Origin of the sequence: Paraburkholderia sp. LEh10 (assembly GCF_017814945.1) — a bacterium.
Taxonomy (GTDB): domain Bacteria; phylum Pseudomonadota; class Gammaproteobacteria; order Burkholderiales; family Burkholderiaceae; genus Paraburkholderia.
On the sequence record NZ_JAGIPX010000036.1, the window covers coordinates 22,984 to 42,394 of the forward strand.

General features: G+C 66.3%; 14 protein-coding genes and 4 pseudogenes. 13 read left to right on the top strand and 5 right to left on the bottom strand.

Translation table 11 applies throughout. The annotated features are described in order from the left end of the window. Positions 1 to 111 precede the first annotated feature (111 nt). Together ggt and J8I87_RS26460 are read left to right on the top strand one after the other, a co-directional pair. Positions 112 to 2,004, top strand: a complete 1,893-nt coding sequence (gene ggt / locus J8I87_RS26455) for a gamma-glutamyltransferase (protein WP_245254177.1) — start codon at positions 112 to 114, stop codon at positions 2,002 to 2,004. Positions 2,005 to 2,055: 51 nt separating this feature from the next. Further along, positions 2,056 to 2,607 carry an RBBP9/YdeN family alpha/beta hydrolase gene (locus J8I87_RS26460; RefSeq protein ID WP_209935018.1) on the top strand — a complete coding sequence of 184 codons (552 nt, stop codon included), beginning with the start codon at positions 2,056 to 2,058 and terminating at the stop codon, positions 2,605 to 2,607. Between the two features lie 219 nt (positions 2,608 to 2,826). On the opposite strand, the gene J8I87_RS26465 is transcribed toward J8I87_RS26460, so the two are convergent. After that, the gene (locus tag J8I87_RS26465; RefSeq protein WP_209935020.1) at positions 2,827 to 4,047 is read right to left on the bottom strand and encodes a CaiB/BaiF CoA transferase family protein; all 1,221 of its coding nucleotides are present in this window, start codon (positions 4,045 to 4,047) and stop codon (positions 2,827 to 2,829) included. Between the two features lie 311 nt (positions 4,048 to 4,358). Between J8I87_RS26465 and alaS the strand changes: the two genes are divergently transcribed. Further along, positions 4,359 to 6,983 (top strand): alanine--tRNA ligase, encoded by a 2,625-nt coding sequence (gene alaS, locus J8I87_RS26470; RefSeq protein ID WP_209935021.1) that lies wholly within the window; start codon positions 4,359 to 4,361, stop codon positions 6,981 to 6,983. Between the two features lie 153 nt (positions 6,984 to 7,136). Here the strand turns inward: alaS and J8I87_RS26475 are convergent, their stop codons facing one another. Beyond that, positions 7,137 to 8,045, bottom strand: coding sequence for a LysR substrate-binding domain-containing protein (locus J8I87_RS26475; protein ID WP_209935022.1), 909 nt, complete (start codon positions 8,043 to 8,045; stop codon positions 7,137 to 7,139). Positions 8,046 to 8,180: 135 nt separating this feature from the next. Between J8I87_RS26475 and J8I87_RS26480 the strand changes: the two genes are divergently transcribed. The 3 genes and pseudogenes from J8I87_RS26480 to J8I87_RS26490 all read left to right on the top strand — a co-directional run. Further along, positions 8,181 to 9,401: a YbfB/YjiJ family MFS transporter gene (locus tag J8I87_RS26480; protein ID WP_209935023.1), complete on the top strand. Its 1,221-nt coding sequence runs from the start codon at positions 8,181 to 8,183 to the stop codon at positions 9,399 to 9,401. A gap of 276 nt (positions 9,402 to 9,677) precedes the next feature. After that, positions 9,678 to 10,709: a threonine aldolase family protein gene (locus J8I87_RS26485; protein WP_209935024.1), complete on the top strand. Its 1,032-nt coding sequence runs from the start codon at positions 9,678 to 9,680 to the stop codon at positions 10,707 to 10,709. Positions 10,710 to 10,779: 70 nt separating this feature from the next. Next, positions 10,780 to 11,178, top strand: a pseudogene (locus J8I87_RS26490) (NUDIX domain-containing protein); the annotation flags it as partial. On the opposite strand, the pseudogene J8I87_RS26495 reads toward J8I87_RS26490, so the two are convergent. Both J8I87_RS26495 and J8I87_RS26500 read right to left on the bottom strand, forming a co-directional pair. Continuing rightward, positions 11,176 to 11,919 (bottom strand): annotated as a pseudogene (locus tag J8I87_RS26495) (iron-containing alcohol dehydrogenase); the annotation flags it as partial. The pseudogenes J8I87_RS26490 and J8I87_RS26495 sit on opposite strands and share 3 nt — an antisense overlap. Positions 11,920 to 12,010: 91 nt before the next feature. Continuing rightward, positions 12,011 to 12,142, bottom strand: a pseudogene (locus tag J8I87_RS26500) (ADP-ribose pyrophosphatase); the annotation flags it as partial. Here J8I87_RS26500 and J8I87_RS26505 point away from each other — a divergent pair. The 7 genes and pseudogenes from J8I87_RS26505 to J8I87_RS26535 all read left to right on the top strand — a co-directional run. Next, positions 12,137 to 12,544: pseudogene (locus tag J8I87_RS26505) on the top strand (iron-containing alcohol dehydrogenase); the annotation flags it as partial. The pseudogenes J8I87_RS26500 and J8I87_RS26505 overlap by 6 nt on opposite strands. 55 nt (positions 12,545 to 12,599) lie before the next feature. After that, a complete protein-coding gene (locus J8I87_RS26510; RefSeq protein ID WP_209935026.1) occupies positions 12,600 to 13,064 on the top strand; it encodes an acyl-CoA thioesterase in 465 nt (154 codons plus the stop codon). A gap of 3 nt (positions 13,065 to 13,067) precedes the next feature. Beyond that, complete coding sequence (locus J8I87_RS26515; RefSeq protein WP_209935027.1) at positions 13,068 to 14,006, top strand: branched-chain amino acid ABC transporter permease; 939 nt, start codon at positions 13,068 to 13,070, stop codon at positions 14,004 to 14,006. After that, a complete protein-coding gene (locus J8I87_RS26520) occupies positions 13,999 to 15,249 on the top strand; it encodes a branched-chain amino acid ABC transporter permease (protein WP_209935028.1) in 1,251 nt (416 codons plus the stop codon). Before J8I87_RS26515 ends, J8I87_RS26520 begins: the two co-directional genes overlap by 8 nt. Next, a complete protein-coding gene (locus J8I87_RS26525) occupies positions 15,246 to 16,016 on the top strand; it encodes an ABC transporter ATP-binding protein (protein WP_209935029.1) in 771 nt (256 codons plus the stop codon). Before J8I87_RS26520 ends, J8I87_RS26525 begins: the two co-directional genes overlap by 4 nt. Further along, complete coding sequence (locus J8I87_RS26530; RefSeq protein ID WP_209935032.1) at positions 16,013 to 16,726, top strand: ABC transporter ATP-binding protein; 714 nt, start codon at positions 16,013 to 16,015, stop codon at positions 16,724 to 16,726. Before J8I87_RS26525 ends, J8I87_RS26530 begins: the two co-directional genes overlap by 4 nt. A gap of 339 nt (positions 16,727 to 17,065) precedes the next feature. After that, positions 17,066 to 18,616, top strand: coding sequence for a 2-isopropylmalate synthase (locus J8I87_RS26535; protein WP_209935034.1), 1,551 nt, complete (start codon positions 17,066 to 17,068; stop codon positions 18,614 to 18,616). A 113-nt stretch (positions 18,617 to 18,729) separates the two neighbouring features. Here J8I87_RS26535 and J8I87_RS26540 read toward each other — a convergent pair whose 3' ends face one another. After that, positions 18,730 to 19,296: a hypothetical protein gene (locus tag J8I87_RS26540; RefSeq protein ID WP_409518804.1), complete on the bottom strand. Its 567-nt coding sequence runs from the start codon at positions 19,294 to 19,296 to the stop codon at positions 18,730 to 18,732. Positions 19,297 to 19,411 lie beyond the last annotated feature (115 nt).

Below are 19,411 nucleotides of genomic sequence, written 5' to 3' on the forward strand. Positions count from 1 at the left end.
TCGCGTGTGTGCGGCCGCCCGTTGCGCCGCGTTACGCGACCTGTTCCCGCCGCAAGCGGGCCACTGCCGCTGCGCATGCGTTGCAGGTCCATCGATCCCGGAGTTCCCCGGATGTTCCTTCCGACGTTGCGCGCGCCTCGCGCGCTTCCAGGCGCCGATCGGCATGTCGAAACGCATGCTGGCGCCCATGCCGATTCATGTGCCGACGCCGCAGTTTTTTCTGCGGCGCCCGGGTCCCGACGTGTCGTCCGCTTCGACGGCGAGCGTGCCGCAACAGCAGCAACGCGACGATCAGGACTTTTTGCGCGTTTCGTCGCGACGCTCGTGTGCACGGCTGCACTGACGGCGAGCTTCGTCGCGTCGCCACATGCCGAGGCGAAGACGACACAGCCGAAGCCCGCGCTCGACGCGGCCGCCGTCGCCGTGCCCGACCGCTACGCCGCCGAGACCGCGCAGCAGATTTTCGCGGCAGGCGGCAATGCCGTCGATGCCGCCGTCGCGATCGCTTTCACGCTCGCCGTCACGTACCCGGATGCGGGCAATATCGGCGGCGGCGGGTTCATGACGCTCTACGTGGACGGCAAGCCATACTTTCTCGACTACCGCGAAAAGGCGCCGCAAAGCGCGACGCGCGACATGTACCTCGACGACAAGGGCAACGTGATCACGGGCATAAGCACCATCGGACATCGCGCGGTGGCCGTGCCGGGCACCGTCGACGGCATGTGGGAAGCGCAAAAGCGTTTTGGCAAGCTCAAGTGGAAGCAGGTGCTCGCGCCCGCCATCAAGTACGCGACGGACGGCTTCACGGTGGATGACTGGCTGCACAAGCGCCGCGACGTTGCTTCGCAGAGCTTCGGCCGCAAGACCAACTTCGACGCGTATTTCTCGAACCTGAAAGCGGGCGCGCTGTTTCGCCAGCCTGAACTGGCGCAGACGTTGACGCGGATCGCGTCGGGCGGTGGCCGCGAGTTCTACGAGGGACAGACGGCGGACCTGATCGCGAGGCAGATGTACGGGCACGGCCTGATCACGAAGTCCGACCTCGTGCGGTACAAGGCCGTCTGGCGTCAGCCGGTGACGGCGAGCTGGAACGGCCACCAGATCGTCACTGCGCCGCCGCCGAGCTCGGGCGGCATCGGACTGATCCAGATGTTGAAGATGAAGGCGGACCTGAAGCCGCAATTCGACGGAGTCGCGCTGAATTCGGAGCCGTACATCCATCTGGTCGCACAGATCGAAGACCGCGTGTTCGCCGACCGCCAGCAATACATCGGCGATCCCGATGCGTACCGCGTCCCCGTCGACAAGCTGATCGACGATGGGTACCTCGCGAAGCGCGTCGAGGACATCACGCCGGACGAGGTGCCGGGCGCCGCGCCCGTGAAACCGGGCCTCGGCGACTCGATGCCCGAAAGGGCGCAAACGACGCATTTCTCCGTCGTCGACAAGTGGGGCAACGCGGTGTCGAACACCTATACGCTGAACGGGCCGTTCGGTTCGGGCGTGGTGGTCGACGGCGGTGGTTTCGCGCTGAACGACGAAATGGACGATTTCGAGTCGAAGGCGGGCGTGCCCAACCAGTTCGGCGTGACGAGCGGCGACGTCAACACGATCGCGCCGGGCCGCCGGCCGCTTTCGTCGATGACGCCGACCATCCTGCTAAAGGACGGCAAGGTTTCACTCGTGATCGGCACGCCGGGCGGCTCGCGCATCTTCACGTCGATTTTCCAGGTGATGACGGACCTGTACGACTTCAACATGCCGCCCGCTGACGCGCTTGCCGCGATGCGCTTTCATCACCAGTTGCTGCCGCAGAAGACGATTTACTGGGAGCCATATCATCCCATCGACGGCGAGCTGGCCGAGCAGTTGAAGGCGCGCGGCTACACGCTGCAAGGCCAGGAGTTCAATGGCGATGTGCAGATGATCCGCATCGACGGCACGACTCCGCACCCGGCCGCCGATCCGCGCGGCGCGGGCGTGGGCCGTGTGATTCAATAGCGCTGGCGGCCGCGCCGCCTTTTGACAATCAGACGAGGAACGGGGAAAGCAATGGCGTCGGAGCAGCAGAGCGTGATCGTGTTGCCGGGTTATATGAACTCCGGCGAGGGGCACTGGCAAACCCGCTGGGAGGCGCGGTATCCGAACTTCGTGCGCGTGGCGATGCACGACTGGGATCATCCCGTTTGCGAAGCATGGTGCGACACGCTCGACGCGACGGTCGCCGCGTCGAAGGCGCCCGTTCTGCTTGCCGCGCATAGCCTCGGGTGTCTGACGATCGCATTCTGGGCGGCTCGTCATGCATCGGACGGAGGGCTCGCCAAAGTGGCGGGTGCGTTGCTCGTCGCAGTGCCCGACCCGGCTGGGCCTGAATTCCCCCCGGATGCTTCGGGCTTTGGCGCTGTGCCGCTGGTCAGGCTGCCGTTCAAATCGATCGTGGTCGCCAGCACCGACGATCCGTATGGCGGCGTGCCGTTCTCGCAGGCTTGCGCGGCGGCGTGGGGCAGCCGCTGGGAGAACATCGGTCCGCGCGGCCATATCAACGCCGAAAGCGGGCTGGGCGACTGGGAAGTAGGGCAGCGGTGGCTGGCGTCGATGGCGTGAGCCACTGGCGCGGCTCGTCGCGCCTTCTCGCGCCTTTTTGCGCCTTCTCGATCCGCGCCGTCGACTTGGGGCCCACTGCCTCTGCGCGCAAGCCGCTGCCACCTCGGGGCGCGGCTTCCTGCGTAGGCGTAGGATCGCCGGCCGACCAGGCGGCGCTTCTATTCGCGCAGCCTCGCGCAGGTACGACCCGCGCAGCTTCTCGCAATCGGCCACCGTCCATCAGATCACCGATTGATCCCGCAGTGCGTTGATCCGGTCGTCTCCATACCCGAGCACATCGCGCAGGATCGCCTCCGTATGTTCCCCGAGCGTGGGCGGGTGGGCGTGCGCTTCGGGCGGCGTCGCGCTCATCCTGATTGGGTTGCGCACCAGCTGCACCGTGCCGCCTGACGGATGCGGTAATTGCAATTGCATGCCGCGCGCGATCACCTGTTCGTTTTCGAAGACTTCGCCGAGGTCGTTGATCGGGCCGCAGGGCACGCCTGCCGCTTCGAGCGCGTCGATCCATTCGTGCTTGCTGCGCGCGCGGACCATCTCGGCGAGGATCGGCACGAGGATTTCACGGTTGCGCACGCGCTCGGGGTTGGTCGCGAAGCGGTCGTCGTCGGCGAGATCCGCGCGATTGCCCGCTTCGACGAACTTGCGGAACTGACCGTCGTTGCCCACGGCGACGATGATCCAGCTGTCGCTCGTCTGGAACGTCTGGTAGGGGACGATGTTCGGATGCGCGTTGCCCCAGCGCACGGGCGGCTTGCCGCTCGCGAGGAAATTCGAGTTCATGTTGGCGAGCATCGCGACCTGCACGTCGAGCAGCGCCATGTCGATGTACTGGCCTTCGCCCGTGCGCTCGCGATGCGCGAGCGCCGTCAGCACCGCGACGGTCGAGTACATGCCCGTCATCAGGTCCGCGATGGCAACGCCCGCTTTTTGCGGTCCGCCGCCCGGCAGGCTGTCGCGCTCGCCCGTGATACTCATGAAGCCGCCGATGCCCTGCACGATGAAGTCGTAGCCCGCGCGCTGCGCGTACGGGCCCGTCTGTCCGAAGCCCGTGACCGAGCAGTAGATGATGTCCGGCTTCACGGCCTTCAGCGACTCATAGTCGAGCCCATACTTCTTCAACTGGCCGACCTTGTAGTTCTCCAGCACGATATCGCTTTGCGCCGCCAGCTCGCGGACGATCGCCTGCCCTTCTGGTGTGGCGATATCGACGGTGACTGAGCGCTTATTGCGGTTCGCCGCGAGGTAGTAGGCGGCTTCGCGCGTGTCCTCGCCGTCCGGCTTCTTCAGGTACGGCGGGCCCCAGTGGCGCGTGTCGTCGCCGGCGCCAGGCCGCTCGACCTTGATCACGTCGGCGCCGAAGTCGGCGAGTGTTTGCGCGCACCACGGACCGGCGAGCACGCGGGTAAGGTCCAGCACGCGGATATGACTGAGTGCGCCCATGGTCTGTCGATGTCTCCAATGTGATGGGGCATGCGGGTGCCCGATTCAACGATGTGTTGCATCTTAAGCGATTAGCCGGGGCCGGCCCATTCGGCCCGATGGCATAGGACAAATGACGCAGCGGACCTTTTCCTGTCGGTGCTGCCGGCAAAAACCGGCCGAATGGCCAATGGCGCGCGCAACCCGCGCCGCGCCGCCGCGCGGGCGCGCCGATCCCGTATAATCGACCGTTCAGGAAACAATCCATTGCGACGGCCGGTCAGTCTTCCGCAGCCGTCGGCTCAAGCCAGGACCGTCCCCACAAGCACGCTATGAAAGCCGCCGAAATCCGCGAGAAATTCCTCAAATTCTTCGAATCGAAGGGCCATACGATCGTCCGTTCGTCGAGCCTCGTGCCCGGCAACGACCCGACGCTGCTCTTCACCAATTCGGGCATGGTGCAGTTCAAAGATGTGTTTCTCGGCGCCGAATCGCGTCCGTACTCGCGGGCCACGACGGCGCAGCGCAGCGTGCGCGCGGGCGGAAAGCACAACGATCTGGAGAACGTCGGCTACACCGCGCGTCACCACACGTTCTTCGAAATGCTCGGTAACTTCTCGTTCGGCGACTATTTCAAGCGCGACGCGATCCACTACGCGTGGGAGCTACTGACGGGCGTCTATCAGCTGCCGAAGGAAAAGCTCTGGGTCACCGTCTACCAGGAAGACGACGAAGCCTACGACATCTGGGCGAAGGAAGTCGGCGTGCCGACCGAGCGGATCATCCGCATCGGCGACAACAAGGGCGCGCGCTACGCATCGGACAACTTCTGGCAGATGGCCGATACGGGCCCGTGCGGTCCGTGCTCGGAAATCTTCTACGACCACGGCCCGGACGTGTGGGGCGGCCCGCCGGGATCGCCGGAAGAAGACGGCGACCGCTACATCGAAATCTGGAACCTCGTGTTCATGCAGTTCAACCGCGATGCGCAGGGCAACATGACGCCACTGCCCAAGCAGTGCGTGGACACGGGCATGGGCCTCGAGCGGATCGCGGCTGTGTTGCAGCACGTGCACAGCAACTATGAGATCGACCTGTTCCAGGCGCTGATCAAAGGCGCGGCGCGCGAAACGGGAGTCGCGGATCTTTCCAACAACTCGCTGAAGGTGATCGCCGATCACATCCGCGCTTGCTCGTTCCTGATCGTCGACGGCGTGATTCCCGGCAACGAAGGCCGTGGCTACGTGCTGCGCCGTATCGTGCGCCGTGCGATCCGTCATGGCTACAAGCTCGGCCGCAAGGGTTCGTTCTTCCACAAGCTGGTTGCCGATCTCGTCGCGCAGATGGGCGGCGCGTACCCGGAACTGAAGGATGCCGAGCAACGCGTCACGGACGTTCTCCGCCAGGAAGAGGAGCGCTTCTTCGAAACCATCGAGCACGGCATGTCGATCCTCGAAGGCGCGCTGGCCGACCTGGAAGCGAAGGGCGGCAAGACGCTCGACGGCGAAGTCGCGTTCAAGTTACACGACACCTACGGCTTCCCGCTGGACTTGACGGCGGACGTGTGCCGCGAGCGCAGCGTCACCGTCGACGAACCGGCGTTCGACGAAGCGATGGCCCGCCAGCGCGAACAGGCGCGCGCGGCCGGCAAGTTCAAGATGGCGCAGGGCCTCGAATACTCGGGCGCAAAGACCACGTTCCACGGCTACGAGGAAATCGTCTTCGACGACGCGAAGGTCACGGCGCTTTATGTCGACGGCGCGTCCGTCAACGAAGTGACGAAGGGCCAGCAAGCCGTCGTCGTGCTCGATCACACGCCGTTCTACGCGGAATCGGGCGGCCAGGTCGGCGATCAGGGCGTGCTCGCGAATGCGGCCCTCCGCTTTGCCGTCGCCGATACGCTAAAGGTCCAGGCGGACGTCGTGGGCCACCACGGCACCCTCGAGCAGGGCACGCTGAAGGTCGGCGACGTCGTGAAGGCGGAAATCGACGCGATCCGCCGCGCGCGCACGGCCCGCAACCATTCGGCCACGCACCTGATGCACAAGGCGCTGCGCGAAGTGCTCGGCGGCCACGTACAGCAGAAGGGCTCGCTCGTCGACGCGGACAAGACCCGGTTCGACTTCGCGCACAACGCGCCGATGACGGACGACGAAATCCGCCGTGTCGAAGAAATAGTCAATGCGGAAGTGCTGGCGAACGCGCCGGGTATCGTGCGCGTCATGCCGTTCGACGAAGCAGTGAAGGGCGGCGCGATGGCGCTCTTCGGCGAGAAGTACGGCGACGAAGTGCGCGTGCTGGATCTCGGCTTCTCGCGCGAGCTGTGCGGCGGTACACACGTGCACCGCACGGGCGACATCGGCTTCTTCAAGATCGTGATGGAAGGCGGCGTCGCGGCGGGTATCCGCCGCGTCGAGGCGATCACGGGCGACAACGCGGTGCGCTACGTGCAGGAACTGGACGCGCGCATCACCGCGGCAGCGGCCGCGCTGAAGGCGCAGCCGTCGGAGCTGACGCAGCGCATTGCGATGGTCCAGGACCAGGTGAAGTCGCTCGAAAAAGAACTGGGTGCGCTGAAGTCGAAGCTCGCGTCGAGCCAGGGCGACGAACTGGCGGGCCAGGCGATCGACGTATCGGGTGTGCAGGTGCTGGCGGCGACGCTGGAAGGCGCGGACGTCAAGACGCTGCGTGAAACCGTGGACAAGCTCAAGGACAAGCTCAAAAGCGCGGCCATCGTGCTCGCGTCCGTCGAAGGCGGCAAGGTCAGCCTGATCGCGGGTGTCACAGCCGATGCGAGCAAGAAGGTCAAGGCAGGCGAACTCGTGAACTTCGTCGCGCAACAGGTCGGCGGCAAGGGCGGTGGCCGTCCCGACATGGCGCAGGCGGGCGGCACGGAGCCCGCCAATCTGCCCGCTGCTCTGGCAGGCGTGAAGGGCTGGGTGGAAGCGCAACTCTAAGCCGTCGCTCCGAACAGCGTTCGCATCCAACGAATAAAAAGCCGCGGGTCGACAAGACTCGCGGCTTTTTGTTTTTCATCGGACGGAATGGCGTGAGCGGCACGCGCGGTGCGCTCAAGGCTGGCGGAAGAGAGGTTGGCTTCGCACGGCAATTCACAATCCAGCCAGCGCTTCGACGCTCCGATCAGGCACGTTGCCGCTCGCGATGAGCATGCCGCGCAGCGCATTCAATGCGGATGAGAAATGCCCGCGCCGCCAGATCAGCAGCGTGTCGATGCTGCCGATCTCGTCGAGGGGATGCACGGCGATATCGTTAGATTCGGGCAGCAGCGCCAGCACCGAACGCGGCGCGACGGCGACGCCCGCGCCGGCCGCCACGCACGCGACCATTGCGTGATACGACCCAAGCTCGAGCACGCGCGCCGGCCGGATGCCATGCTCGATGTACCACTTCTCGATGTAAATCCGATACGCGCAACCCTGCTCGAATGCGATCAGCGTCGACAGTGCGATATCGCTCGCATGATGGATCGGGCGATGGCCGCGCGGCGTCAGCATCACCAGTTCCTCGCGGAATACGGGCACGGCCTCGAACAGATCGCCATGCCATGCAGGGTCGGGCGGCGTCGCGGTGAGCGCGGCGTCCACTTCGAATTCGCGCACGCGATCGATCAGCTTGCGCGACGTTCCCGTCTCCAGTTCGAGCGAGACGTCCGGCCACGTCTGATGGTATTGCGCGAGCAGCCCGGGGAGCCGGCTCGCGGCGACGCTTTCCATCGTGCCGAGACGCAGGCGCCCGCTCGGCCGGGCGTCCTTGACCGCGTGCCGCGCTTCGTCGGCGAGCGCGAGCAGCCGTTCTGCATAAGGCAAAAGCGTTTCGCCGGCGGGCGTCAGCACGAGCCGGCGTCCGTCGCGGATGAAAAGCTCCGTGCCGAGCTGCTCTTCGAGCTGCTTGATGCGCGTCGTGACGTTCGACTGCACGCGGTTGAGCTTCGCGGCGGCGCGTGTCACGCCGTTCTCGCGCACGACGGCGCGGAAGATGGTCAGGGCGGCAAGATCCATGAATCTCTCGATGAGATTAAATCTATCCGTATTATTCATTTTATGAGATTAAGCGGTCAAGTTACGATTGGCTCGACAACCTGACGTCTGCCGCACGCTTTTCGCGCGGCGGGCACTCGCAGCCAAGCCACCGCAATGACCGACCTCGCCACGCACCACTTTCAGACTCGCGCGTCACCTGCTGCCGCCCGCCGGGCCGCGCTCGCCTGCATGGCGGCGCTGGCTGTCGCGCTCGGCGTCGGGCGCTTCGCCTTTACACCGCTTTTGCCGCTGATGCTTCACGGCGGCGGCCTCGATATCAAACATGGCGGTTGGCTCGCGTCGCTGAACTATGGGGGCTATTTTCTCGGCGCGATCGCGTGCGCGGCGTTGCGCATCGATGCCGCGCGCATGGTGAAAGCGGGCCTCGCGCTGACGGTCCTGCTCGTGCTGGCGATGGGCGTCACCCATCAGTTCTGGGTCTGGGCGGTCGTGCGCTTCGTCGCGGGCGCCGTCAGCGCGTGGACGTTCGTGTTCGCGTCGCAATGGGGCTTGCGGCGGCTCGCCGAACTCGGCGCGAACGAGTGGGGCGGGGTGATCTACACGGGGCCGGGCTTCGGCATTGCGGCCACGGGTTTACTGGTCAGCGCGGCGGGCGGATACGGCGCGTCGGCGGGGTGGATTGGTTTCGGGCTCGCGTCGGCGGTGATCACCGCGCTCGTGTGGCGCACGTTCGCCTCGACGCCAGCCGTCAAGACAACCGCACGCAGCGCAGCGCCCAAGAGCCACGCGCAGCATCACCGGGTGCATCTGCATCGCGCCGATGCGTTCTGGCTGATCGTGCTCTACGGCGTGCCGGGCTTCGGCTACATCATCACGGCGACGTTTCTGCCCGTGATCGCCCGCGCCGCGTTGCCGGCGGGTTCTCCGTGGCCGGACCTGTTCTGGCCGATGTTCGGCGCCGCGCTCGTCGCGGGCGCGCTGGCGGGCGCGCGCCTGCCGTCGCACTGGGACAACCGCGTGCTGCTCGCAGGGTGCTATGTGCTGCAGGCGCTCGGCATTGCTGCGGGCATCGTATCGCCGACGGCGGGCGGCTTCGCGCTCGGCAGCGCATTGATCGGCTTGCCGTTCACCGCGATCACGCTGTTCGCGATGCGTGAAGCGCGCCGCCTGCACGGCGACGACGCGGCGGGCCTGATGGGCTACGCGACGGCTGCTTACGGCCTCGGGCAGATCGCCGGACCGCTCGTCGCCGCGCCGATCGCCGCTCACACGGGCTCTTTTACGCCTGCGTTGTCACTGGCGGCGGGCGCTCTGCTGGCGGGCGCGGCGGGGCTTGTCGCGGTGGCGCTGGCTCGGCCCGTGTCGCGCGCGTGAGCGAGAGGCCGCGCGCCGAGGCTGTGGCCGGACACGTTCCGCAAGCACGCCGACGGCATCATTGCGTGTGATGACCGGTACCAAACACTGAGCGAAACACTGCGGCCGTCAATGCGTGAGGCCACGCCGCCCAATTGCACGCGCAAGATGGCTTTCCCACGCGCAGGCAGCCCCCGGCTGGACCAAAGCAGCCAAAAACCAATTCAGCACCCACCGCACTAAAATGTCCGCTTTCCAGCCATCTTCGCGCGCCCGTCGACGGGCGCGCCGCCTGCCATGCAACATTTCGCGTCGGACAACTACGCCGGCATCTGTCCCGAGGCGCTCGAAGCGCTGATTGCCGCCAACAACAGCGGCCACGAACCGGCCTACGGCGATGACTCGTGGACGCAGCAAGTCTGCGACCGCCTGCGCGAGCTGTTCCAGACCGACTGCGAAGTGTTCTTCGTCTTCAATGGCACGGCGGCGAACTCGCTCGCGCTCGCGTCGCTGTGCCAGTCCTACCATTCCGTGATCTGCCATGAGCTCGCGCATATCGAAACTGACGAGTGCGGCGGCCCCGAGTTCTTCTCGAACGGCTCGAAGCTGCTGACAGCGCCCGGCGCCCGCGGCAAGCTCACGCCCGATGCAATCGAGGCCGTCGTCACGCGCCGCGCCGATATCCATTATCCGAAGCCCAAGGTCGTCACGCTCACGCAATCGACGGAAGTGGGCACCGTGTACAGCGTCGAGGAGATACGCGCGATCGCGGCAATCGCGAAGCGCCGTCATCTGAAGGTGCATATGGACGGCGCGCGCTTCGCGAACGCCGTCGCCGCGCTCGACGTGCATCCGTCCGAGATCACGTGGCGCGCGGGCATCGACGTCCTGTGTTTCGGCGGCACCAAGAACGGCTTGCCCGTCGGGGAGGCGGTCGTGTTTTTCGACCGCGCGCTCGCCGACGATTTCGCGTATCGCCTGAAGCAGGCAGGGCAACTGGCGTCGAAGATGCGCTTCATCTCCGCGCCGTGGCTCGGCCTGCTCGATAACGATGTCTGGCTGCGCAACGCGCGCCATGCGAACGCGATGGCGAAGTTGATGGAGTCGCGCCTCGCGGAAATTCCGGGTGTGAGCATCATGTTTCCGAGCGAATCGAATGCGGTGTTCGCGCAACTGCCGCCGCACGTGGCGAAGGCGATGCGCACGCGCGGCTGGAAGTTCTATGAGTTCATCGGCGCGGGCGGCTGCCGGCTGATGTGCGCGTGGGACACGCAGCCCGAGACCGTCGAGCGCTTCACCGCCGAAGTCCGTGCGCTGTGCGTGGCTTGACGGCATGAGCATTGTCCCGCGCGCGACGCGACCCCGCGCCGCGCGCACCGAACCACCTTTGCCGACGCACATGACCGATTACCTATACTGCCCGCGCTGCGCGACGCCGCTCGTCGAGCGCACCGATCCCTCGCAAGAAGGCGGCCGTATTCGTCAGGGCTGTCCCGACGCGTCCTGCGGCTATGTGCACTGGAATAATCCGTTGCCCGTCGTCGCGGCGATCGTCGAATATGAAGGCAAGGTGCTGCTTGCGCGCAACGCCGCGTGGCCCGAGGGCAGGTTCGCGTTGATCACCGGCTTTCTCGAAAGCGACGAGACGCCGGAGCAGGGGATCGCGCGCGAAGTGAAGGAAGAGACATCGCTGGTCGCGGATTCCGTCGAACTCGTCGGCGTGTACGAGTTCATGCGCAAGAACGAGCTGATCATCGCGTATCACGTGCGTGCGCAGGGCGAAATCGCGCTGTCGCCGCATCGACGCGCTCATCATGTGCAGGCGTGCATCGCGGTGCTGGCCGTCGTGCGTCGCGAGCTCGATGTTGGCCCACGCGCGCTCCAGCCCGTCGAGCGCGATGCCGTCCGCTGGGGGGTTGAACGACGGCGCGAGAAACGTCTCGATGCAGTGCGCGATCGCGTCCATGCCGGTGGCGGCCGTCAGCGTCGGCGGCAGGCCGAGCGTGAGGCCGGGATCGCAGATCGCGGCCTTCGGCAGCAGATGCCACGAATGAAAGCCAACCTTGCGCCCGTCGTTGAGAATCACGATTGCGCCGCGCGCCACTTCGCTGCCCGTGCCCGCCGTGGTCGGAATCGCGATCAGCGGCGCGGCCTTTTCCGTGATCTTGCCGCTGCCGCCTTCGATGGTCGCGTACTGCGTCATCGCGCCTTCATGCGTCGCCATGATCGCGACGCCCTTCGCCAGATCGATCGACGAACCGCCGCCGATCGCGACAAGCCCGTCGCAGCCTTCGTCGCGATAACGGCGCGCGGCGGCCATCACCATCGCTTCTGTCGGGTTCGACGGCGTGTCGTCGAAGACGGGCACGCCAGGGAGCTTCAACGCATCGATCGCCTGTTGCGCGACGCCCGCCGCCATCACGCCCTTGTCCGTCACCACGAGCGGCCGCCTGATGCCCGAGCGCTCGCACTCCGCCGGCAATTGCGCGAGCGCGTCGTAGCCGAGATGAATGTGTGTCAGATAGTAGATGTAGGCCATATCGATGTGTCTCCGTTGCTTTTGAAGGTAATCCCCGTCGGCTTCCGACAATACGGCAGCGCACGCCCGCAATCACCGCACAGCGTTGCGCTTACTGCCAGGGCCGCTCGACGAATTCGAAGGGCAGACCGCGCCGGCGCATCCAGTCGCCGAGCGCGAGTCCCGTGGCCGCGCGCCACGGGCGCAGCTTCGCGGGCTCGACGAGCCGGTATTCGAGCAGGGCGCGATGGCGTTCCAGAAGGGCCTCGGCTGCGTGCATTCGCTGTCGCATCCGCTCGGCGGCGTGCCCGTGAACGGACGCACGTCGCTGCATCACGGCACGCTCAATGCCGTCGTGCTGCCTGCCGTGCTGCGTTTCAACGAAAGCGCGGAGACGGTCGTCGCTAACCGGCGCTACGCGCGCATGCGCCGCGTGATGAATCTGCAGGAGGGCGCCGATCTCGCCCAGGCGCTGCACGACATGACAGCGCGCCTCGGCTTGCCGACGGGCCTGCGGCAAATGGGCGTCGACGAAAGCGTGTTCGACAAGGTCATCAAGGGCGCGCTCGCCGATCATTGCCACAAGACGAATCCGCGCGAAGCGACGGCCGACGATTATCGGCGGATGCTGACCGAGTCGATGTAAGCGCGCCGCCGCCGAAGCCCCGACCACCCCATCAGCCACGCCAGCCGGAAACGACATGAACAAACCCGCCCCTGCGCCGCGCGCCGCCTACCCGCACTTCCTCTCCATCGGCACGCGCTGGATGGACAACGACGTCTACGGACACGTGAACAATGTCGTCTATTACAGCTACTTCGATACCGTCGTGAACGAGTATCTGATCCGCGCCGGCGTGCTCGACATCGAGCACAGCACGACGATCGGCCTCGTCGTCGAGACGCAATGCAACTACTTCGCGCCGCTCGTGTTTCCGGACCGCGTCGATGCGGGGCTGCGCGTCGTGCGTCTGGGCACGTCGAGCGTGCGCTACGAAGTGGGGCTCTTCAAGGAAGGCGACGACGCGCCCGCTGCGCAAGGGCATTTCGTGCATGTCTACGTGGATCGCGACACGCGTCGGCCGGTGGCGCTGCCCGACAGACTGCGCGCCGCGCTGGAGCCGCTGGTGAGCGCGCAGGACACGCAACGCGCGCAGGCGGACTAGCGCGTGCAATCGCTCGTCATCGATGCGCTGAACGGCGCGAGCTACGGCTTGCTGCTGTTCATGCTGTCGGCGGGGCTGACGCTGATCTTCAGCATGCTCGGCGTGCTGAACTTCGCGCACGCGAGCTTCTACATGCTTGGCGCGTATGTCGGGTTTTCCGTCGCGGCGCGCGCGGGATTCTGGTGGGCGCTCGTGATCGCGCCGCTCGTCGTCGGGCTGATGGGCGCGGCGCTGGAGCGCTGGCTGTTGCGCCGCGTGCGGCCGCACGGGCATCTCGCGGAATTGCTGCTGACCTTCGGCGTCGCCTATCTGATCGGCGAGGGCGTCAAGCTCGTCTGGGGCCTGCAGGCGCTGAGCGCCCCGGTGCCGAAGGCGCTCGACGGTTCGCTGTTCAGCGTTTACGGCGTCGCGTTCTCGCAGTATCGCGTGTTCATGATGAGCGTCGCCGTGGCGATGCTGGCGGCGCTGTACGCGGTGCTGCGGGTGTCGAGGGCGGGGCTCGTCGTGCGCGCGGCGCTCACTCACCCCGACGCTGTCGAGGCGCTTGGCCATGACGTGCCGCGCGTGTTCACCTGCGTGTTCGCAGCGGGCACGGCGCTCGCGGCGCTGGCGGGCGTGATCGGCGCGCCGCTCTTCGTGCTCGAACCGGCGATGGCGGACTCCGTCGGGTCGATCGTCTTCGTCGTGGTCGTAATGGGCGGGCTGGGGTCGCTCGGCGGCGCGCTCGTCGCGTCGCTGGCGATCGGCTGCGTGCAGACTTTCGCCGTCGCGACCGACGTTTCGCTCGGCGACCTGATCGGCGACCTCGGCGGATCACTCCCGGCGGCGTGGAGCGCGCTGACGCTCGCACAACTCGCGCCGCTCGTGCCGTATCTGCTGCTCGTCGCGATGCTCGCCGTGCGTTCGCGCGGCTTGTTCGGACAACGCGACGACGATGCGTAGCGCGCCGCTGTCTTCGTCGCACGCCCGAAGCTGGCACGCAGCCGTGCCTTGGATCGCGCTCGCGCTGCTGCTCGCCGTGCCGCCGTGCGTTTTCCCGCAAAGCTGGCTGGTCGCGTGGCTCGCGCAGACAGCGGCGATGATCGTGTTCGCGCTGTCGTACAACCTGCTGCTCGGCGGGGCGGGGCTGCTGTCGTTCGGACATGCGGCGTCGTCGGGCATCGGTGCGCTGATCGCGGCGCAACTGTTCAATCGCGTCGGCGTGCCACTGCCGCTGTTGCCGCTGGCGGGCGGCCTCGGCGGCGCGCTGTTCGGCGCGTCGTACGGGCTCATCGCCACGCGCCGCGCGGGCACCGCGTTCGCGATGATCACGCTCGGCATCGGTGAACTCGTCGCGGCGGCGGCGTGGACCCTGCCCGACTGGTTCGGCGGCGAAGCGGGCGTCGCGATAGACCGCACGGCGGGCCCCGCCGCGTTCAACGTGCCGGGCGTCACATTCGGGCCCGCGCGCGAAGCATATGCGCTGATCGCGCTGTGGTGCGCGCTCGCCGTGATCGCGATGTACGCGCTGACGCGCACGCCGTTCATGCGGCTCGCGAATGCCGTGCGCGACAACCCGGCGCGCGCGGCCGCCATCGGCTGCCATGCGCGCCGCGTGCGTTATGAGGTCGTCGTATGGTCGTCGTTTTTCGCGGGCATCGCGGGCACGCTGTGGCTGATCGACGTCGAGCTGGTCTCGACGGAAAGCGTCGGCATGCTGCGCTCTGGCTCGGTGCTGATCGCGACCGTGATCGGCGGAAGCGGGGCGTTCTTTGGACCCGTCGCGGGCGCCGTCGTGCTGACGTTTTTCAGCGTCGTGGTGGCGAGCGCGACGCGCGCGTGGCTCGTGTATCTCGGGCTGTTCTTTGTGGTCGTCGTGGTGAGGGCGCCGGACGGCGTCGCGGGATGGCTCAAGCGTCAGGCGGCGCGCTTCGCGCGCGACGGCTGGCGCGCCTGTGCGCCGCTCTTCGCGCTGCGCCTCGCGAGCGCTGCCGGATGGTCGCTTGCGATTGTGCTGTGCGTCGATTGGGCGTACGCGCAGCGCTTTGGCGGCGAACAACGCGCGAGCCTCTTCGCGACGCCAGATCCGCTGCGGCTGACGGCGGCCGTGGCGTGTCTCGCCGCGCTCGGCTGGCTCGCGACGACGGTTGCCGCGCGCATCGAAAGAAAGCGAGCCGCCGACGCGCGCGACGGAGCGCACGCATGATTCCCGCGATCGCCGTGCATCGACTCGAAAAGCGCTTCGGCGCCACGCGCGTGCTGCACGGCGTCGACCTGTCCATCGAGCCGCACGAGCGTCACGCGCTGATCGGTCCGAACGGCGCGGGCAAATCGACGCTCTTCCACCTGATCGCGGGCGCGACGCGGCCGAGCGCGGGGCGCATTCAGCTGTACGGCGCCGACATTACGCGGCTCGCGCCGGCGGCGATCTGTCGCCGCGGCCTTGCGCGCAGTTTTCAGACGACCAGCTTGTTCGGGAAGTTGAGCGTGCTCGACAACCTGCGTTGTGCCGCAATGATCGCGAATCGCGAGCACATGCGCTGGTGGCAGCGCTACACGACGACACGCGAAGCCGACGCGCATGCCGAAGCCGTGCTGCATTCGGTCGGGCTCGACGGGCGGCGCGACGCGATTGCGGGCACGCTGAGCTACGCGGAACAGCGGGCGCTCGATCTGGGGCTCGCGCTCGCGAGCGGCGCGCATACGCTGCTGCTCGACGAGCCGACGGCCGGCATGAACCGCGCCGAGGCCGCCCGCGCGGTCGAACTGATCCGCGCGGCGACGGCGGGACGCACGCTGCTGATGGTCGAGCACGACATGGACGTGGTGTTCGGTCTGGCGGATCGCATCAGTGTGCTCGTGCAAGGGCAGGTGATCGCGACGGGCACGCCGGACGCGATCCGCGCCGATCCCGCCGTGCGCGCGGCCTATCTCGGCGAGCCTCGCGACGTGCCGCCGGGAGCGGCGCGATGAACCCGTTGCTGGAGATCCGCGATCTGCGCGCGTGGTATGGCGCGAGCCAGGCGCTGCACGGCGTGAACCTGTGTATCCAGGCGGGCGAGGCCGTCGCGCTCGCGGGCCGCAACGGGTCGGGCCGCTCGACGCTCGCGAAGGCGATCATGGGTTTCGTGCATACACAGGGCGTGATCCGTTTCGCGGGCGTAACGCTTGCCGGCAAGCGTCCGTTCGAGATCGCGCGGCTCGGCGTCGGCTATGTGCCTGAGCAGCGGGATGTGTTTCCGACGCTGACCGTGCGCGAGAATCTGCAACTTGGCATCCCGTCGCGCGGCAGAAAAGACGCCGCGCGCTTCACGCTCGACGATGCGCACACGCTCTTTCCCGTGCTGCGCGAACGGGCGCGGACGAAGGCGGGCGCATTGTCGGGCGGCGAGCAGCAGATGCTGTCGGTTGCGCGCGCGTTGCTCGGCGATCCTGATTTCGTTGTGGTCGACGAACCGACGGAGGGACTGGCGGGGCAGGTCGTCGCGCAACTGACGGCGGCGTTGAAGTTGCTGCGCGAGCGCGGGGTTGCGATGCTGCTGATAGAGCAGCGGCTCGTTGTCGCTGATCGGCTTGCGAGCCGTATCGCGGTGATGGGGCATGGGGAGATTGTCTTCGATGGTTCGCCCGATGTTTTCCGCGCGAATGGCGATCTGATGCGTGAGTGGCTTGGGGTTGGGTGATGCTGGTGTGGTTTGCCTGCGATCAGGGCGGGCTTGTTTTGCCCGCTATCGCGGATGCGAGCGGGGGGCAACGCAAACCGGCAAGCAGCCCAAACCCAACCCAATTGCGCGTTTTCGGCATTGCCGCTATAGTCTCTGGCATGGCACCTTCCACGTTCCCCCTTCTGTCTCTTCAAGCCGGCGCGCTACCAGGCTCGCTAGCGCTAGCGCGCCTGCCGCGCTGATCGTTTTCGCCCTCCGTCTGCCTCGTTCGTTGTCTAGCGTCGCCTGCGGTGGTGGCGCAAACACTCGAATTCCGTTTTCCAATTCAAACCGACCGAATCCCCCTGGAGACCCGAGATGGCAGACAAGCTCATCATTTTCGACACGACGTTGCGTGACGGCGAACAATCGCCCGGTGCGTCGATGACGAAGGAAGAAAAAATCCGCATCGCCAAGCAGCTCGAGCGCATGAAGGTAGACGTGATCGAAGCCGGCTTCGCCGCAAGCTCGAACGGTGACTTCGACGCGATCCACACGATCGCCGGCATGATCAAGGACAGCACGATCTGCTCGCTCGCCCGCGCGAACGACAAGGACATCCAGCGTGCCGCCGACGCGCTGAAGCCCGCCGACCACTTCCGCATCCACACGTTCATCGCGACGTCGCCGCTGCACATGGAAAAGAAGCTGCGCATGTCGCCGGAACAGGTGTTCGAGCAGGCGAAGCTGGCCGTGCGGTTCGCGCGCAAGTTCACGAACGACGTCGAGTTCTCGCCGGAAGACGGCAGCCGCTCGGACATGGACTTCCTGTGCCGCGTGCTCGAAGCCGTGATCGCGGAAGGCGCGACGACGATCAATATCGCGGATACCGTCGGCTACGGCGTGCCGGAACTGTACGGCAATCTCGTGAAGACGCTGCGCGAGCGCATCCCGAACTCGGACAAGGCGGTGTTCTCGGTGCACTGTCATAACGACCTCGGCATGGCTGTCGCGAACTCGCTGGCAGGCGTGCAGATCGGCGGCGCGCGTCAGGTGGAGTGCACGATCAACGGTCTCGGCGAGCGCGCGGGCAACACCTCGCTCGAAGAAATCGTGATGGCCGTGAAGACCCGCAAGGATTACTTCGGCCTCGATCTCGGCATCGACACGACCCAGATCGTGCCGGCCTCGAAGCTCGTATCGCAGATCACCGGTTTCGTCGTGCAGCCGAACAAGGCGGTGGTCGGCGCGAACGCGTTCGCACACGCGTCGGGCATCCACCAGGACGGCGTGCTGAAGGCGCGCGACACGTACGAAATCATGCGCGCCGAAGACGTGGGCTGGACCGCGAACAAGATCGTGCTCGGCAAGCTCTCGGGCCGCAACGCGTTCAAGCAGCGTCTGCAGGAACTGGGCATCACGCTCGACAGCGAAAGCGAACTGAACCTCGCGTTCCAGCGCTTCAAGGAACTGGCTGACCGCAAGGCCGAAATCTTCGACGAAGACATCATCGCGATCGTCGCGGAAGAGTCGCTCGAAGCGCAGGAGAAGGAGCGCTACAAGTTCGTGTCGTTGTCGCAGCACTCGGAAACGGGCGAGCGGCCGCATGCGCGCATCGTGTTTTCGGTCGAAGGCAAGGAGGTCGTCGGCGAAGCGAACGGCAACGGTCCCGTCGACGCGACGCTGAACGCGATCGAAACGGAAGTCGGCAGCGGCTCGGAACTGCTGCTGTACTCGGTCAACGCGATCACGACGGGCACGCAGGCGCAAGGCGAAGTGACCGTGCGCCTGTCGAAGGCTGGGCGCATCGTCAATGGCGTGGGCACGGACCCGGATATCGTCGCGGCGTCGGCGAAGGCGTATATCTCGGCGCTGAACCGGCTGTATGCGGGCCACGACAAGCTGAACCCGCAGCGCGCCGAAATCTGACGCGTGTTGCCGGCATCGGGCCGTCATCAGAAACCCCGCTGCGGCGGGGTTTTTTTCACATTGCGCGATGAAAAAAGCCGCCTCGAAGGGCGGCTTTTCGTTGGCGGCGCGGCTCAGAAGAGGCTGCGCCGATCCGGATCGTGCAGCGGATCGGGCGTCTTTTGTGTGAGACGCAAGATGCCCTGATTGTCGAAGTAGAAGCTGTACATCATGTACCAGATGTTGTCCTCGAGATAGCGGTAAGTCCACACCTCACGCTTCATCAGCGGGAAATAGCTGGTCTCGACGGGCCGCCCGAAGTTGACGAGCACGTCGTCGCGCGTCCATTTGCCGATTTCCGCGCGATAGAACTCGTTCGGCTGCAGCACCTGGCGCACGTTGAGGATCTTGCCGGAGGCGTCGACGTCGGCGGCCGTGGTGGTTTCCCCCATCGGTTGCGTCGGCCACATCAGGCGCTTGCCGCCGTCGGGCAGGTCGTAGACTTCGCGCGGCGGACCGAGGCGTGCGACGATCGTCGACTGGTCCGCGCCCGCCTGATAGTTCTGCCAGGGCTGCGCGCATCCGGCGAGCGCGAGGACGCTCGCGCAGGCGAGCACGGCCAGCGCGCTGCGCGCCGCCCTCGAGCCCGGCATCGCCGACGACGCGCGGCCCGCGCGCGCGGATGTAAGGCGGTTGAACATGACACCTCCGTAAGCGTTCGATGGCTGGTTGTTATTCTCCTGACCTGATATTTTGACATGCGCTGCGTCAAAAGATTTTTGGGCGTTTCGTTCGCGCGGACGCCGGTTCGCTTGC

Coding starts and splice junctions, on each gene's coding strand:
- ggt (WP_245254177.1), top strand. CDS start 112: ATGTTCCTTCCGACGTTGCGCGCGCCTCGCGCGCTTCCAGGCGCCGAT.
- J8I87_RS26460 (WP_209935018.1), top strand. CDS start 2,056: ATGGCGTCGGAGCAGCAGAGCGTGATCGTGTTGCCGGGTTATATGAAC.
- J8I87_RS26465 (WP_209935020.1), bottom strand. CDS start 4,047: ATGGGCGCACTCAGTCATATCCGCGTGCTGGACCTTACCCGCGTGCTC.
- alaS (WP_209935021.1), top strand. CDS start 4,359: ATGAAAGCCGCCGAAATCCGCGAGAAATTCCTCAAATTCTTCGAATCG.
- J8I87_RS26475 (WP_209935022.1), bottom strand. CDS start 8,045: ATGGATCTTGCCGCCCTGACCATCTTCCGCGCCGTCGTGCGCGAGAAC.
- J8I87_RS26480 (WP_209935023.1), top strand. CDS start 8,181: ATGACCGACCTCGCCACGCACCACTTTCAGACTCGCGCGTCACCTGCT.
- J8I87_RS26485 (WP_209935024.1), top strand. CDS start 9,678: ATGCAACATTTCGCGTCGGACAACTACGCCGGCATCTGTCCCGAGGCG.
- J8I87_RS26510 (WP_209935026.1), top strand. CDS start 12,600: ATGAACAAACCCGCCCCTGCGCCGCGCGCCGCCTACCCGCACTTCCTC.
- J8I87_RS26520 (WP_209935028.1), top strand. CDS start 13,999: ATGCGTAGCGCGCCGCTGTCTTCGTCGCACGCCCGAAGCTGGCACGCA.
- J8I87_RS26525 (WP_209935029.1), top strand. CDS start 15,246: ATGATTCCCGCGATCGCCGTGCATCGACTCGAAAAGCGCTTCGGCGCC.
- J8I87_RS26530 (WP_209935032.1), top strand. CDS start 16,013: ATGAACCCGTTGCTGGAGATCCGCGATCTGCGCGCGTGGTATGGCGCG.
- J8I87_RS26535 (WP_209935034.1), top strand. CDS start 17,066: ATGGCAGACAAGCTCATCATTTTCGACACGACGTTGCGTGACGGCGAA.
- J8I87_RS26540 (WP_409518804.1), bottom strand. CDS start 19,296: ATGTTCAACCGCCTTACATCCGCGCGCGCGGGCCGCGCGTCGTCGGCG.